Consider the following 15,197-nt stretch of genomic DNA (forward strand, 5'->3'; position numbering starts at 1 on the left):
ATCGGCGGGATTGCATTCTCGCTTTGTCAAAGTGCTGCGCTATCAGCCGGAAAGCCAGACCTTCGTGCTGGAAGCAGGCGTGGGCTGGGACCCGGCGGATATCGGCACGACAGAACTCGGCGCCGACGACGCCAGCCCCGCAGGCCACGCATTCACGAGCGGACAGCCGGTGTTGTCGAATCACCTCGGCGCCGAACACCGGTTCCGCACGCCCGAATTGCTGACGCGCCACGGCATCAAGCGCGCGATCAACGTGCCCATTCGCGGCATCCCGGAAACCTACGGCGTGCTGGAAGCCGACAGTTCCGACGACGAAGACTTCAGCGAGACCGATATCGTTTTCCTGGAAGGCATCGCGAACGTCATCTCGATGAGCCGCGAACGCCTCATGGCGGAATCGCAGACAGACGCCAACGAGCTCTTCTCCACCAGCGTGCTGAACGCGAGCGTCGATTGCATTCAGGTGTTGTCGGTCGAGGGCGGGATCGAGTTCATGAACGACAACGGACTCACCGCGCTGAAAATCGATGACTTCGCTGAGATTGGCGGGATGCATTGCATCGACTTGTGGCCCGAAGATCAGCGGACCAAGGTCCTGCACGCGCTGGAGACGGCGGTGAATGGAGACCCCACGCGCTTCGAAGGCCCCTGCCCGACCTGCGCCGGCGATGCGCGCTGGTGGGATGTATCGGTGGCGCCGATTCGCGACCCCGACGACCAGGTCAAACGCGTCGTGCTTACCATGCGCGACGTGACCGAGCGGCACGAAAACGAGGAGAAGCTTGCCGCGCTGGTATCAAGCCAGGAAATCCAGTTGGGCAACTCCGCGCTGATGATGAAGGAAGTGCATCACCGCGTGCGCAACAGCCTGCAGCTCGTGCAGACGCTGCTCGCGCTGCAGGCGAATCTAGCCGGCGACAAATCCGTCGCCGTGCATCTGCAGGCCGCCGCCACGCGTGTGCGAACGGTCGGCTCCGTGCATCACCGGCTTTATCAGGACGACGGCGCCGAAGCCACGGACGCAACAAGTTACCTGCGCGGACTGACCTCGGACCTGGCTGACCTGGCTGCAGGGCGCGAGGTTACGCTGGAAGGCGAATCCATCGTGCTGCCGGCCGCACGGCTCGCCCCGCTTGGGCTTGTCACCGCAGAACTCGTAACCAATGCGCTCAAGTACGGCCGCGGCAAGGTGCGCGTCAAGCTGGAGCGCGCAAACGACGCGCTGCTGCTCGCGGTCGAAGACGAAGGCGACGGTTTTCCGAACGACTTTCCGAAACCGCAGGGCACGGGGCTTGGCATGCGGCTCGTGACGACATATGCCGGCAAGGGCATAGGCTCGGTGACGGTCGACCGGGACGTGCCTTATAGCCGGATCGTGGTGAAATTCGCGCCAGGCTGAGCACGATTTTAACAAGGCGCTTCAGCAGAAGCGCCTTATCCAGAATTACGGCCTCAATGAATCACTCAACATAATCGGCCACCATAATCGGCCACTCATTCCCCGAATTAATCAGACATACAAATCGATACAGCACGCGGATTTTCCGGGTGTTAAGCTAAACCGAACACACCGTTGCGTCGCCGTTGCGCATTCCCAAGAAGATTGTTTTACCGGTCTGCAGCCCGGGCGGTGAGCCTTACCGTTCAGCGTCTGCTCACGACAATCCCCTTTGAATCAGTCCAGCCGGATACGTGCCCATGACAGAGATCAGCACCCAGGAAAGCAAGCCATCAGGTGAGTCGCGGACAAAGATTCTAATGTGTCCTTTCACGAATTACACCAACCGCTATATCGAGATTCAGAAAAGTCTCTTCACCGAGATGGGTTACGACGTCATGCCCCTTTCCGTAAAGGGCTTGCTGCGGGGCGGATTCGTTCAGTTATTCAAACCCGAGAACGTCCTGGTGTTTCACTGGCTTGAGTATCGGCCGTTCAAGCGCGAGAAAGGCCGTGCTCAGTTCAGTATTTCAGGCAGCCTGCTTTTCGCTTTCTATTGCGCGCTGATCACAATTGCCAGAGCGAAGACGGTGTACTTCGTGCACGACCATATAGTCCACGATACAACCGGCTTCAACCGGCGCCTCGCCAGCCGTGTGATGTCGTTCATTCGCGGTCTCGCCGATTTCCGTGTGGTTCACGCGCCGAACTTCGAGGACAAATACAAGGCCACGTACTTGCCCCATCCTCTTTACTGGGATTCGCCGGGTCAGCCGCCTACCGTGCCGAAGAAAGAAAGCGGCAAACCCTTGTTCTCGCTGCTTGGCGTAATCCGCCCGTACAAACAGATCGACGCCGTGCTGGAGAACTGGCCAAGCGAATGCAATCTGCAGATCGCGGGTCTGGGCACCGAGGCGTATCTCGCGACGCTCAACGAGATCCTTGACCGGCGTTCGCTGCGCGGCACCGTGAATCTCGATGCCAAGTTCCTCTCGGACGCCGAGTTCGCGCAAAACGTGGTGAATACGGATGTGATCATCCTGCCGCACGCAGCCGACTCCATGCTGGTGAGCGGCGCGTTTTTCGAAGCGATCGGACGCGTGCCGCTAGTGATCTCGCGCTCGACGCCCTTCATGAAATGGGCAGCCGGCAAGTTCGACAACGTTCATCTCTTCGATGACGTCAGCGAGCTTCCGGGCATCGTGCGCTCGATCAGCGAGACGTGGCCAGCAGCAGCATCGAGTTCGGCCAACTCCCTCGCCACCGATGAATTCGGCTGGCGCGCATGCCGCCGGCGCTATGAGCAGTTCTTCGAGTCGGTCGTGGGGCGGCGGAAGGTGGTTGAAGAGGCGGTGGTGGAGTAAGGCGCAGCTTCGTGGCGACTAGATGATGTTCTTCCGCCGCAACCCGTCGATCGTCTGCGCCTGCACTCCCCAGTCGCGAAGAATCTCTTCGCTGTGCTGCCCGGCACTCGCCGGCCCCGCATTCACCTGCGGCGCGGTCCGGCTGAAGCGCGGCGCCGGTGCCGGTTGCGTCACCCCATCGACTTCTATGAATGTCTCGCGCGCCCGGTTATGCGCGTGCGACGGCGCTTCGTCCATATCCAGGACAGGCGCGAAACACACATCCGTCCCTTCCATCAGATCGCACCACGCTTGCCGTGGTTTCGTTGCGAAGATGGCCGCGATCTTCGTTTTCAGCTCCGGCCATCTGCTGCGGTCCATGTGGTTGTCGAAGGCGGGATCGTGGATATTGCACAGCTTGAGTAGCAACGCGTAAAACTGCGGCTCGATCGATCCCACCGATACAAACTTCCCGTCCGCACACGCATACGTGTTGTAGAAATGCGCGCCGCCGGCGAGCATGGCCGAGCCGCGTTCTCCCGTCCATGCGCCAAACGCCTTGTAGCCGTAGATCATCGCCCCGAGGAGCGCCGAGCCTTCGACCATGGCGGCATCGATCACCTGCCCCTTGCCCGAGCCGCGCGCTTCCAGCAGCGCGCACACCACGCCGAACGCGAGCATCATGCCGCCGCCGCCAAAGTCGCCCACGAGATTGAGCGGCGGCACCGGAGGCGCGTCGCCGTGGCCGATCTCGTGCAGCATGCCGCTCATCGCAATGTAGTTCAGGTCGTGCCCGGCCGCGTTCGCAAGCGGTCCGTCCTGGCCCCAGCCGGTCACGCGGCCATAAACAAGCCTGGGATTGCGCGCGAGACAGACGTCCGGCCCAAGTCCGAGCCGCTCCATCACGCCGGGACGAAAGCCTTCTATCAACCCATCGGCCTGGTCGATGAGATGCAGCGCCAGGTCGCGCGCCTCCGGCGCTTTCAGGTCCAGCGCAAGCGAACGGCGTCCGCGCGCCATCACGTCGAAACGGGTGCCTTGCATGGGATAGGGCGTCGGACCGTCCGTGGGCTTGCGGTCGATGCGGATCACTTCAGCGCCCATGTCGGCGAGCATCATTGCGGCGAACGGACACGGACCGAGCCCGACCATCTCGACAATGCGAATTCCCTTCAGCGGTCCGCTCATATTCCGCGCTCCGGGAGCGGCACGTAAATGACTAGCGATTTCATATCGGATTATCCTTGGCGCAAAGTACATGAGGAAGCGCATCAATCCAATAAACTCTACACCTCGAGCGGTCAAACAATCGGAGTCTGCCAATGCGTCTTCAGCCAATCAGGCACGCAAGCCTTTGCGCAGCATGCGTGCTTTTGTGTTTATCGGCTGGTGCTTGGGCTCAACAAGCCGCTAGCGGCCCCCCCGCGCCGGCTGCGGCACTCAACATCACGCCGAATTTCGCCGGCGATGATCCCGTGGCCGTCAGGGACGCGCTTGTGCGCAAGCTCACGCCCGGAAAGGCGCGCACGTTCGCTCATCGGGTGGAAGATCTGGTCGGAACGGCGCTGCCCAGGACGCTCCACGATCCCGACGTGACCGATGCAAAGCTGAGCCGCGATCTCGCATTCGTGGTGCCGGCGCCGTATGGCATCAGGTATCGCTCGAAGATCCACGTCATGACCGTCGATGTGGACCTCTCCGACAGCGATCATCCGGACGCCATCGTGCTGAAAAAGACCATCATGGGACCGCGCGGGCGGAAACTGGTCGTTGCGGCGGAAGCGAAGGCGAAGGGGTATATCCAGAACGTCGACGTGATCGAACTCGATACCACCACGGGCAAACACAACAAGACCAGCGTGCGCGGGCGGTTCGGGTTATCGGAAGCGGCTTTCGAAGCGGCGGGCGACGGCGATCTCGCGCTCGTGCTGATCTGCCGCGTGGTGCCGCCTTACCTGACCGAGACCGTCGAGCATAGCGATCCGACCAACGAGGAACCCACCGACATCACCACGCGCACCGCGATGCTGCATGCGAATGTCGGCGATGTCTGGCTGGTCAATCGCGAGAAGGGGGTCGTGCTGGCGAAGGGGCTGCATCTTGTCAAATAAGCGCGCCGCGTGACGCAACCACGTCCAGCAGGCACTCAACCAGCAGGGACGCCGCCGGCGTCAGCGGACTATCGCGGCGCGTCACCAACCCAATCGCAATAGCCGGCGGCAAATCCGATATGGGCAGCACCGCGAGTCCATCGCCGACCCACGGATGATCGAGTAGCGGTGCGGGCAACGCCGCGACGGTGTCCGAGCCGCGCAGCAAACCGTGCGCAATCACAAAGCTCGGACATTCGATCACCCTCTTCGGCTCCGGCAAGCCACTGCCGGCAAAATAATCGAGCAGCTCGCGCGTCGAGCTTTCGGGCGATGGATTGAGCAGCCATTCGGCATCGACAAGTCCGGCAAGCGTCGTGCACCGCGCGAGCGGATGACCTTGGCGCGCGACGATCACCGATGGGCTCTCATACAACTCGATGTAATCGAACTCCGGCCCGAGCCGTTCCGGGTTGACGACGGCCACGACGAAATCCAGCGAACCGTCGCGCAAACGCGGCAACGCCACGCCCGGAAATCCCTCGATAAAACTCACCCGCGCATCCGGCATCTTCTCGCGGAAAGCACGAAACGCTTTCGGCAGAATCGATAACGCCGCGCTCGGCGTAATGGCCGCGGCAACGCTTCCGGACAGCTCGCCTTTCATGTGCGCGATATCGTCTTCAGCGCGGCGCATCTCGCTTGTCACCATCTGCCCACGAATCCTCAATTGCTGCCCGAACGCCGTGAGTTGCACGCCACGCGCCGTTCGCAAGACCAGCGGCACGCCGAGGTCCTGCTCCAGTTCCTTCAGCGCCTTGGTCAATGCAGCTTGCGAGAGATGCAGGCTGCGCGCCGCCGCCCGAATGCTGCCCTGTTCCGCGACCGTCAGGAATGCTCGCAATTGATGGTATTTCATCGACGTCCGTCTCAAATATCAAACGACAGATATGGGTTTCTACCGACAACCCAAAGTAGTCGCAAATTTAATTAGCTGTCTTCTGTTTTGCTCCCGGACTTTATATGCTTGACCGCCATTAGTCACCCGCCTTCGAGGAGCATGTCATGCTGTCAGTCGATCCCGTCGTTCCCGGCATTGCCGCCATTGCGCCGGAGTTCATCGCGGTGCGCAGGAAAATTCACGCGCATCCGGAACTCGCATTCGAGGAACGGGCGACCGGGGATCTCGTTGCCAGTTTGCTCGAGCAGTGGGGGTATGAGGTGACGCCTGGTGTCGGCAAAACGGGCGTGGTCGGCGTGCTCAAGCATGGCGGTGGCACGAAGCGCATCGGCCTGCGTGCGGACATGGATGCATTGCCTATCGAGGAAGCGACGGGGCTGCCCTACACGAGCGCCGTGCCGAAAACCATGCACGCGTGCGGCCACGACGGCCATACCGCCATGCTGCTGTGCGCCGCGCGCTACCTGGCGGAAAGCCGCCAGTTCTCGGGCACGCTCACGGTGATTTTCCAGCCCGCCGAGGAAAGCTACGGCGGCGCACGCGTGATGATGGAAGACGGCCTTTTCGAGCGCTTTCCCTGCGATGCCATCTTCGGCCTGCACAACATGCCGGGCTTCGAAACAGGTTGCATGAGTTTCTGCACCGGACCTGCGATGGCATCGGCGGACCGGGCGACTATCGTGTTGCGCGGCCTCGGTGGACACGGCGCGCTTCCGCATCTTTCGCGCGATCCCATGCCGGCGGTGGGCGCGATCATCCTGGCCTTGCAGAGCATTGTTGCGCGGGAAGTCGATTCGCAGAAGTCCGCGGTGATCTCGGTGGGCAGTGTGAAGGCCGGCGATACCTTCAACGTCATCCCGCAAACCGCCGAGATGAAACTTTCCATTCGCGCGCTCGACCCCGCCGTGCGCGCGCTCTTGCGCGAGCGCATTACCACGCTCGTCCACGCGCAGGGGGCGGCGTTCGGAGTCGAGGCGGACATCGATTACGAATGGGGTTATCCGGTGCTTTTCAATCACGCGGACCCCACGGCATTTTCCGCCGATGTCGCCACGAAACTGCTCGGCGCGCAACGCGTCGACACGAACGCAAGGCCGTTGATGGGCAGCGAGGATTTCGCCTACATGCTGCAAGTCGTGCCGGGTTCGTATGCCTGGATTGGCAACGGAATCGAAGGCAAAGGCAGTTGCATGGTCCATAACCCGGGCTACGACTTCAACGACGACATCCTGGCGCTCGGCGCGAGTTATTGGGTGCGGCTGGCCGAAGCGTATCTCGCTGATTGAGTGACTGAACGCCTCCAAATACTCCCCAAGTACCGCGCATCGAGAAAAATCATGGGCATCCCTTCAATACGCGATATCAACGTGGCAACGGGCGTGGTTCCGGTGCGCAAGCAAAGCCGTGCGCGGCTCGTCGCTGCGGCGGCCGTGGGCAATGCGCTGGAGTTCTACGACTTCACTGTCTACGGATTCTTCGCCCTCGTGATTGGCAAGCTCTTCTTTCCAGTGCAGGACCCGGTCGGACAGTTGCTCCTCGCGGTCGCGAGCTTCGGTGTCGGTTTCTTCACGCGGCCGGTCGGCGGATTGCTGATTGGCATTTATGCTGATCGCGCGGGCCGCAAGAAGGCGATGATCCTGACGCTCGGGCTCATGGCCCTGGGCACGGCGATGATCGCAGTCGCGCCGACCTATGCGCAAGCCGGCGTTGCCGGTCCGTTGATCCTGGTGATCGCACGGCTGATCCAGGGCTTTTCGGCGGGCGGTGAAGTCGGGGCGTCGACTACGTTGCTGATCGAGCAGGCGCCGCCGAACCGGCGCGGCTTCTATGCATCGTGGCAGTTCGCGAGCCAGGGACTTGCCGCACTCGCCGGCGCGCTGACGGGCGTCGCGCTGACGACGAGCCTCACGTCCGCGCAACTTGAAAATTGGGGATGGCGCGTGCCGTTTGTTATCGGTACGTTGATCGTGCCGGTCGGCTGGTGGCTGCGTCGCACGCTCGAAGAAGAACCGCCTCGAACGCCGATGCCGAAGGCGCCAACACTTCCTTTAATCGATGTCATTGGCAATCATCGGCGCGCACTGCTGAGCGGGCTCGGCCTGACGATCGCCGGGACGGCAGCGCATTTCATCATCGTTTTTTATCTATCGATCTACGGCGTGAAGACGCTCGGCCTGCCCCCGGCAACCGCGATGCTGTCGGGATGTTTGTCGGGCGCGATCATTTTCGTGCTTGCGCCCGTCGGTGGTTATCTGACTGACCGCTTCGGGCGCAAGCCGCTTGCACAGGTGACGCGCGTGATCCTGATGCTCGCAATATATCCCGCTTTTGTCGCATTGAACACGTGGCCGGCGACCAGCACCCTGATCATCGTGGTGGCACTGCTCTCTTCGGTGCATGCGATCAACATCGGCGGCGTTGGAGCCATGCTCGGCGAGCTCTTTCCGCGCGCCGTTCGCGCGACCGGCGGCGCCGTGGTGTATAGCGTCGGTGTTGCGATCTTCGGCGGCTTCGCGCAGTTCTTCGTGACGTCGCTGATCATCGTGACCGGCAGCGTGCTGGCGCCGGCGTGGTATGTGATCGGCTGCGGCGCGCTCGGGCTGATAGCGGTTGCATGCATGGACGAAACGTCGCACAAGGCGCTGGATGAGTAGGCACCGTCAGTCGCAGCCCGCAAGTTCACGCCGCTCGGCGTTTTGGAGCGGAAAACCATTGAACGCGCATTTCATCAGTGCGGGTAATGCGGCGTTCCCGGCCGGATCGCGGTCGGCGTGCGTGACGCTCACCTGATACACGGTCGCCCCGGTCTTGCTTCCGATGAACTGGACCGTCAACGCATGCAAATAGCGCTTTCGTTCAAAGAAGCCGCTGGGTGCCTGGATGTCATCGCACGCTTCTTCCGGCGCGGTCGAACACGTGGCCTGGACGCGGACGTTTTGCGGGCGGGTCGCGTAGCCGAGCTTGATCAGGTAATCCGCCTGACTCGCGGATGCGGGTTGCAGACCTCGGGCGGCGAGCGCTTCACTGAGCGATCGGGCGGCAGAGTCATCCACGCCGGCTTGCGTTTTATCCAGCGCGTAAGTCCTGACGCCGCTCGTCGAGAACGCGCCATCGCGATACGCGCTGATGCGAACCGGTTGCTCACTCGCGCAGGCACTCAGCAGTGCAAGAAGAAGCACGGCGGCACACATTGATCGTAGTTTCACTTCATATCCCTCTCTTATTGCTCGACGGCGTGCGCACGCAACGTGATCGTCACGACGGTTCCCGCGTTCAGCGCGCTTTCGATCGCGATATCACCGGCATGGCGGCTCACCACGGTCTTGACGAACGCCATGCCGAGACCGGTCCCGTCGCTTGCCGGCTGGCCATCGGCATGAAAGCGGCGAAAGCGCTCGAAGAGATGCGCCTGTTGCTCGATCGCGATGCCATAACCCTGATCGCGGACCACGCAGACCACCGTATCCGCCGTCGCGCTGATGATGCAATCCACGCGCGTCGCGGGCGGGCTGAACTTGACGGCATTGCTCAGCAGGTTGATCAGCGCGCGCGTCATCAAGGAACGGTCGGCCAGCACCCAGAAGTGCTCCCCTTGCGACTCGCATCGGACATCGATTTGTTTTGCGCTGGCTTGCGGCCAGATTTCGTCGCTGGCATCGATTGCAAGCTCATGAAGGTTCAAAGGCTCGAGCTGGTAATGCTGCGACTCGGCGCGCGCGAGTTGCACGAAGTCATCGGCGAGAGCGAGCGACCGGCGCGCGTAACGTTCAACGCGTTCCGTCAGATCAACCGCGCGCTGCGAATAGAGATGCGGCCGCTCGGTTTCAAGCAGCGCCAGGATGGATGCCTGCGGCGAGCGCATGTCGTGTGACAGGAGATGCAGCATGTCGTCGCGCTGACGCTCGGACGCGTGCAGCGCGGTGATATCGACCCAGCTCGCGATCCATCCCGGCGCGTCGCCCGTGTTGGTTGTGCAAGGCGCGTAACGGAGCATGTGGTCACGGCCGTGGAGATCGCGTACCTCGATGCCGCGTGTCATCACGTCCGCGTGTGCGGCTACGCGTGGATCGAGAACAGCGGGCCATGAAATGTCGCGGGTGGTTTCATCGACGAGGCGCACGAAGTGGAATGTGCTGAAGACATCCATGATGGACATGTCGGTGTAACGCATCGGGCCGAGTTGAAGGCGCGCGGGATCGTTGACCATCAGGATGCGGCCGGCGTGATCGCAAACCACGATGGGCTCCGGCAAACTGTTCAGGCTGTCCCAGATGAATTGCCGCATGTTGCGCTGACGCTGCACGGCTTCGCGCGTGAGTCCGATAAGCCGTTCGAGCATATCGCCGGCCGCGCGGTGCGGTTTTTTATCGGCGCCGGGCAGCAGGTTGGGTTCGGCGGCGAGGAGGCGCAGCTCCTGGCCGAGATAGGACATGGCGACTTCGAGCCGCCGCCAGCTCCATAGCAGATAGATCAGCGCGAGACCGCCGAGCGCGGGAACCGGCGATAGCCAACGCGAACGCACATACATCAGCGCGGCGCTCGCAATCAGACTTGCAGCCGCAAGCCCTGCGGTCAGGATCAGCGACTGGAACGGCGACATCACCAGCAAGCCGCCCAGCAGCAAGAGGACAGGCACGATACTCGTCCAGACGCCCGTCGGGTTATCGACGGGTACGACGGCGCGGCCTTCGAGAAGCGCGTCGAGGATCGTCGCGTGGATATCGACGCCGGGCAACTCGCCGAGCGCGCCGGATACCGGTGTGGCGAAACGGTCACGCAATCCTGCGGCCGTCGCGCCGACAAGCACGACCTTGCCCGTGAAAAATTCCGGCGGCACCTGGCCGAGCATCGCGGATACGAACGATACACGCGGATACTCTGCCGACTCACGCGAAAACGGAATCAGCATTCGATGTGCACGCCGGAGGTCGCCGGCGGATGCGGCGTCTTTTCCTTGCGTGCCGGGTAATGGCGCATGCGGGCCGCGCAGCGCGTGGTACACCGGCACCATCAATCCTGGCCACCAGTCGCGCCCGTTGCCCTCGAACAGCGAGACACTGCGTGCGATACCGTCGCGGTCCACATCGAGATCGATATGTCCTATGCCCGCGGCTGCATCGCGCAGAACGGGAACGGGCTCCACGGCCGCAGGCGCATTCTGGTTGAGCGGCTGGCGATCGACCAGCAACGGCAGATATGTGGGCACGCTTTTCATCGCGGTGGCAAATGCGGCGTCGCCCGGCGATGACTCCGTGAACAGCACGTCGTACGCTACAGCGCGCGGCTTCGCTTTGGCGATCTGCTCGAGCAACGCCGCATGTGTGTCGCGCGGCCATGGCCAGCGCCCGAGTTCGGCGATGCTTTCGTCGTCGATGGCAACGATCACTATGTCCGATGCCATCCGATGCGTCGAATGCAGCAGCAGCTGATCGTAGACCAGGAAGCTTGCGCGTTCTGTCAGCGGACCGACGACGCCGTACACCACGGCGGCAATCCCGATCGCGCCTATCAGCGTCCACTCGAACAGGAAGCGCCTGCCTATCGACGGACCCCGGTCCCGTCGCTCGCTAAAAGGAAACCGCCACGGCATGCGTCACCTACCGGGTTTGCGTGAACGAGCGAATTTCGCCCGGCACCGAAAGCAGCCGGCCGTTCTGGAAGACATCGACCACGATGGTCCAGTAGTACTTGCCCGGCGCGAGATGCGCGACCGACATTTCGCCGCCGGTGACATCGAGCAGATCGATGAGCGGTGCGCTGAGGTCGACGTTCCTCGACAAAATGAATCGATACCGCATACCAGGCGCCTCGCTGTCCACGTGCCAGCGGAACGCGTACCCGCCGCTTCCGGTCGGAACGGCGCTGGGGTTGGTGGTGTCGACATGGCGGATGAAGGTGAACACTTGCGGCAGGCCGTCAATGCCCTGCCCGTCTGTCGCGCTCACGCGCACGAAGTAATTGCCGTCGGGGATGTCGTCGAAGGCGACGCGCAGGCTGCTCGAACGCTGGTCGCGCAGGAGGTCGAGGAAACCGGCATCAGTGGCGATTTCCGTGCGATAAGCGCTCGCGCCATTGACGGGTGTCAGGTCGAATTCGACCTGCTCGAAGCGCTGCAATTTGTCAGGCTCGACGATCCCCGGCGCGCTCAGCAGCGCGACGGGTGTTCCCGCAATCGCGCCCGTACGCGTGACATTGCCATAGCCGGCCGCCACCAGCGTCTCGGCATGGCCCGGGACGGGCTGCGGCGCGGCCGAACCATCAGGCGAACTGTCCACGCCGATCTTTCCCGCGAGCACCTCGACCGTTGTCGCGTCCTGCTCCTCCAGGTAGTTCACGCGAAACCGCGTGCCGCGCACACCCGCGACCACGGACGGCGACGTGACCCGGAACGAATCGCGCGGGTTCCTGAGCGGCGTGACGTCGGTAGTGACTTCGCCTTGCTTGAGGTCGAACCGGCGTTCGACCGCGCCCGTGAGGAGCGTCGTGCGCAAGCGCGCGATCTGGATCCTGCTGCTCGAGGGCAGCACGATATGTGACCCATCGGGCAGTGTCATCGATAAAAACGCATCGCGGCCCGTGCGCACTTCGTCACCTTCATGAAGCAACGCGCCAGCGTTGACAGGAATGAACGGCAAGCCCGGCGCCGTGCTTTTCTCCACGCCTCCACGCACCGCGACCACGCGCGCCGTCAGCGACTTCTGCTTGAGCCTTGCGGTCGGCATGGCAAGACGCGAGTCGATCTGCAAACGGCGCGGATTCGCAACATGGTTCAGCTCGCGCAAGAGACGCCAGTCGTCGGGGCTTTGCATGTACTGATACGCGAGCGTGTAGAGCGAATCGTCCGACTTCACCACATAGGGCGTGGTGTCGGGCGGCGGCACGCGTTTCGCGTGCGCGGGCTGCACGCAAAAGACGATCGCCGTGATCAGAGCCACGCGCCCGGTTTGACTAAACCCATTCACGACGATTCATTCCCCTACTTTCTCAAGCCGATAGCCGTAGCTATAGATCGGCGTGATGCGGTATCCGTTTTGAGGCCGCAACACCAGCTTGGAGCGGATCTGCGACACGTGTGTATCGATGGTGCGCGACGGAATGTCGACGTCCTGCCGCCACACCGACTCGCGAATATGCGTGCGCGACAATGGCCGCGACAGGTTGCGAAAAAGCAGCAGCGCCAGCTCGAATTCCTTTTGCGTCAGCGTGACAGGCTCGCCGTTCACCGCAGCAAGTTGCGCGGCGATGTCGAACCTGTAGATGCCGTAGGTCTCGTGCGGCGCGTCTTTTTGCTTCTGCGCATAGATCCGGCGCAGGAGCGCCTCCACGCGCGCGAGCAGCACAGGCGGCGAGACGGGCTTCAAAACGTAGTCGTCCGCGCCCGCATTGAGCATCTGGACAATGTCCGCTTCCACGCTGCGGCTTGTCAGAAACAGAACCGGCAGATTCGTAGTCAGATTTTGCCGGACCCAATTCAGCACGATGTCGCCCGGCATCTCCGGCATGTTCCAGTCGAGCAGCAGCAGGTCGAACGGCTGGCGCCTGAGTTCATGGATCAGGCTCTTTCCGTCCGTGAATACCTGGCAATCGTGACCCGCCGAGCTCAGCGTCTGAGCCACATACGCCGTCTGACTCAGGTCGTCGTCCAACACGCATATCCGCATTGCCTGATTCCCCGTTGAATTATCCAGACGGTCTCTTTGCTTACCGTTTGCTTTTTCTTGCTGATTACGCGTGATCTTTTTTATCGCCCGTTTTAAGCGGGCTTTTGCTTTTATTATACTTATCGATGGCTATCTACCGCATTTGAATCAGCATTCTGTCGATGCTTTTCATTACGTGGTCCCACGCGGCGGCGGAATAATCTTCTCGCGCGTTTGCACACATGCGTGCAAACGTTATCAGCCGCCGTGCCGTGTGTTCGCAATGCGTGAGCTGAATGGGTCCGTCCTGATCGTTATGCACTCCGTCGAATTGATCCCCGACGCGCTCCACCGAACGACTCAACGCGTCGAGTCTTTTGCGCAGGATATCTGCGAGCCAGGGCGTTTCGTCCGCGCAGGAGTCTGCGTACGCCTCGATTGCCGCTCGCGCGTGGCGGTCCATCTCAGGGTCCAGCGTCAGCCGGCGCAAACCCTTGGCGGCCTGCCCCGGCCGGATTGGCGACTGCAATGCAACTGGACGTCCAATGGACTTACTCAACATGACTAGCCCCCCGGCCTTATATTCTCAAACCCCTTCGTTAAATCTGTTCCCTCAAACCGCTTAAAAGCGATTGCACCGCGTCGCGTTGCAAACGGCTCAAGCCGGAATCCCGTAACGTAATCAAGCGGTTTTGCCAGTATTTGGCGTGAAAAATCGCGCCGTCGGCATTCGATCGGACACAGCGAAACATCACGGCCCGTATATGCGTTATTTCGGCATCGATAATGCTCGACGCATGATTACCCTGGTAAAGACTTTTGTTTTTCACCGATGCCCTCGAGCTTACGTTTTGATCGCGCCGTGGAGTGGTTTTCCACACGCTGGATTAAACGGTTCTCCGAAAACGCAACCTGAAGTGCGAGTGCTGTTTTCGATGCACCACTCTACCGCTGTTCAGTCTCTGTTTATGCAGAGTTTTCACTATTTAACAGTTTGTGCGAAAGCTCAGCCTGAGCTGAAGCCTTGGTTCAATACGGGCCCTTCCGGGCTGTTCCCTAGCGACCTGCCGGCTCGTGGCGATTAAACTTTCGCGGCCTTCTCAACCGCCAATGACTTCCATGAAATCGTTCTTGCTGAAGCTGTCCGCGTACACATTCATCGCCGCTGCAACGGCCGCGACCGTTGGCCAGGCCGCCGAGCTGCATGTGATGAGCTCGGGCGGCTTCACCGCCGCCTACAAGATCCTCGGCCCGCAATTCAGCGCGGCAAGCGGCAATACGCTCGACACGGCGCTCGGCCCGTCGATGGGCAAAGCGCCCGAAGCGATCCCGAACCGCCTCGCCCGGGGTGAACCCGCTGATGTCGTCATCATGGTCGGCTACGCGCTTGACGATCTGATCAAGCAAGGCAAGGTGATCCCCGGTTCCCGCGTCGAACTCGCCGATTCGGCAATCGGCATGGTGGTGCGCGCGGGCGCGCCGAAGCCGGACATCGGCACGATTGACGCATTGAAGGCAACGCTGCTGCACGCGAAGTCCGTCGCCTACTCCGATAGCGCAAGCGGCGTGTACGTACAGAACGAGTTGTTCAAGCGCCTTGGGATAGAGGATCAGGTCCGTCCGAAAGCGACCATGGTGCCGAAGATTCCGGTGGCGTCGGTGGTCGCGACAGGCGACTATGAAATTGGCTTCCAGCAAGTGAGCGAGTTGTTGCCCGTGCCGGGC

The 15,197-nt window shown here is 61.7% G+C and carries 13 protein-coding genes; 6 read left to right on the forward strand and 7 right to left on the reverse strand.

The window, feature by feature from the left end:
- On the forward strand, window positions 1–1,399 hold a 1,399-nt coding region (locus ACFFAR_RS09025), incomplete at its 5' end, for a sensor histidine kinase (protein ID WP_375507783.1).
- Window positions 1,400–1,698: 299 nt separating this feature from the next.
- A complete protein-coding gene (locus ACFFAR_RS09030) occupies window positions 1,699–2,802 on the forward strand; it encodes a hypothetical protein (protein ID WP_375507784.1) in 1,104 nt (367 codons plus the stop codon).
- Window positions 2,803–2,820: 18 nt separating this feature from the next.
- On the opposite strand, the gene ACFFAR_RS09035 is transcribed toward ACFFAR_RS09030, so the two are convergent.
- Window positions 2,821–3,969, reverse strand: a complete 1,149-nt coding sequence (locus ACFFAR_RS09035) for a CaiB/BaiF CoA transferase family protein (RefSeq protein ID WP_375507785.1) — start codon at window positions 3,967–3,969, stop codon at window positions 2,821–2,823.
- Window positions 3,970–4,256: 287 nt separating this feature from the next.
- On the opposite strand from ACFFAR_RS09035, the gene ACFFAR_RS09040 reads away from it, so the two are divergent.
- Window positions 4,257–4,892 carry a hypothetical protein gene (locus ACFFAR_RS09040; protein ID WP_375507786.1) on the forward strand — a complete coding sequence of 212 codons (636 nt, stop codon included), beginning with the start codon at window positions 4,257–4,259 and terminating at the stop codon, window positions 4,890–4,892.
- Here the strand turns inward: ACFFAR_RS09040 and ACFFAR_RS09045 are convergent.
- Window positions 4,885–5,790, reverse strand: coding sequence for a LysR substrate-binding domain-containing protein (locus ACFFAR_RS09045; protein WP_174363518.1), 906 nt, complete (start codon window positions 5,788–5,790; stop codon window positions 4,885–4,887). The two genes, ACFFAR_RS09040 and ACFFAR_RS09045, sit on opposite strands and share 8 nt — an antisense overlap.
- Before the next feature lie 146 nt (window positions 5,791–5,936).
- On the opposite strand from ACFFAR_RS09045, the gene ACFFAR_RS09050 reads away from it, so the two are divergent.
- Together ACFFAR_RS09050 and ACFFAR_RS09055 are read left to right on the forward strand one after the other, a co-directional pair.
- Window positions 5,937–7,118 (forward strand): amidohydrolase, encoded by a 1,182-nt coding sequence (locus ACFFAR_RS09050; protein ID WP_174363519.1) that lies wholly within the window; start codon window positions 5,937–5,939, stop codon window positions 7,116–7,118.
- 51 nt (window positions 7,119–7,169) lie between these two features.
- Window positions 7,170–8,486, forward strand: coding sequence for an MFS transporter (locus tag ACFFAR_RS09055; protein WP_174363520.1), 1,317 nt, complete (start codon window positions 7,170–7,172; stop codon window positions 8,484–8,486).
- A 6-nt stretch (window positions 8,487–8,492) separates the two neighbouring features.
- On the opposite strand, the gene ACFFAR_RS09060 is transcribed toward ACFFAR_RS09055, so the two are convergent.
- From ACFFAR_RS09060 to ACFFAR_RS09080, 5 genes are all read right to left on the reverse strand, one after another.
- Complete coding sequence (locus ACFFAR_RS09060) at window positions 8,493–9,038, reverse strand: DUF4136 domain-containing protein (RefSeq protein ID WP_174363521.1); 546 nt, start codon at window positions 9,036–9,038, stop codon at window positions 8,493–8,495.
- 14 nt (window positions 9,039–9,052) lie between these two features.
- A complete protein-coding gene (locus tag ACFFAR_RS09065) occupies window positions 9,053–11,422 on the reverse strand; it encodes a CHASE2 domain-containing protein (protein WP_174363522.1) in 2,370 nt (789 codons plus the stop codon).
- Window positions 11,423–11,429: 7 nt separating this feature from the next.
- On the reverse strand, window positions 11,430–12,794 hold the full coding sequence (locus ACFFAR_RS09070; RefSeq protein WP_375507787.1) for a FecR domain-containing protein: 1,365 nt from the start codon (window positions 12,792–12,794) through the stop codon (window positions 11,430–11,432).
- Between the two features lie 6 nt (window positions 12,795–12,800).
- Window positions 12,801–13,493, reverse strand: coding sequence for a response regulator transcription factor (locus tag ACFFAR_RS09075; protein WP_062001283.1), 693 nt, complete (start codon window positions 13,491–13,493; stop codon window positions 12,801–12,803).
- A gap of 133 nt (window positions 13,494–13,626) precedes the next feature.
- On the reverse strand, window positions 13,627–14,034 hold the full coding sequence (locus ACFFAR_RS09080; RefSeq protein ID WP_174365185.1) for a peptidase: 408 nt from the start codon (window positions 14,032–14,034) through the stop codon (window positions 13,627–13,629).
- Between the two features lie 557 nt (window positions 14,035–14,591).
- On the opposite strand from ACFFAR_RS09080, the gene ACFFAR_RS09085 reads away from it, so the two are divergent.
- The coding region (locus tag ACFFAR_RS09085; protein ID WP_375507788.1) for a substrate-binding domain-containing protein at window positions 14,592–15,197 on the forward strand (606 nt) is incomplete at its 3' end.

This window comes from uncultured Caballeronia sp., assembly GCF_964243625.1.
Lineage (GTDB): Bacteria > Pseudomonadota > Gammaproteobacteria > Burkholderiales > Burkholderiaceae > Caballeronia.

Bases quoted from the DNA above. Each gene is read 5' to 3' on its own strand.
- ACFFAR_RS09065 (WP_174363522.1), bottom strand. From the start codon at position 11,422: ATGCCGTGGCGGTTTCCTTTTAGCGAGCGACGGGACCGGGGTCCGTCG.
- ACFFAR_RS09080 (WP_174365185.1), bottom strand. From the start codon at position 14,034: ATGTTGAGTAAGTCCATTGGACGTCCAGTTGCATTGCAGTCGCCAATC.
- ACFFAR_RS09055 (WP_174363520.1), top strand. From the start codon at position 7,170: ATGGGCATCCCTTCAATACGCGATATCAACGTGGCAACGGGCGTGGTT.
- ACFFAR_RS09075 (WP_062001283.1), bottom strand. From the start codon at position 13,493: ATGCGGATATGCGTGTTGGACGACGACCTGAGTCAGACGGCGTATGTG.
- ACFFAR_RS09030 (WP_375507784.1), top strand. From the start codon at position 1,699: ATGACAGAGATCAGCACCCAGGAAAGCAAGCCATCAGGTGAGTCGCGG.
- ACFFAR_RS09035 (WP_375507785.1), bottom strand. From the start codon at position 3,969: ATGAGCGGACCGCTGAAGGGAATTCGCATTGTCGAGATGGTCGGGCTC.
- ACFFAR_RS09050 (WP_174363519.1), top strand. From the start codon at position 5,937: ATGCTGTCAGTCGATCCCGTCGTTCCCGGCATTGCCGCCATTGCGCCG.
- ACFFAR_RS09045 (WP_174363518.1), bottom strand. From the start codon at position 5,790: ATGAAATACCATCAATTGCGAGCATTCCTGACGGTCGCGGAACAGGGC.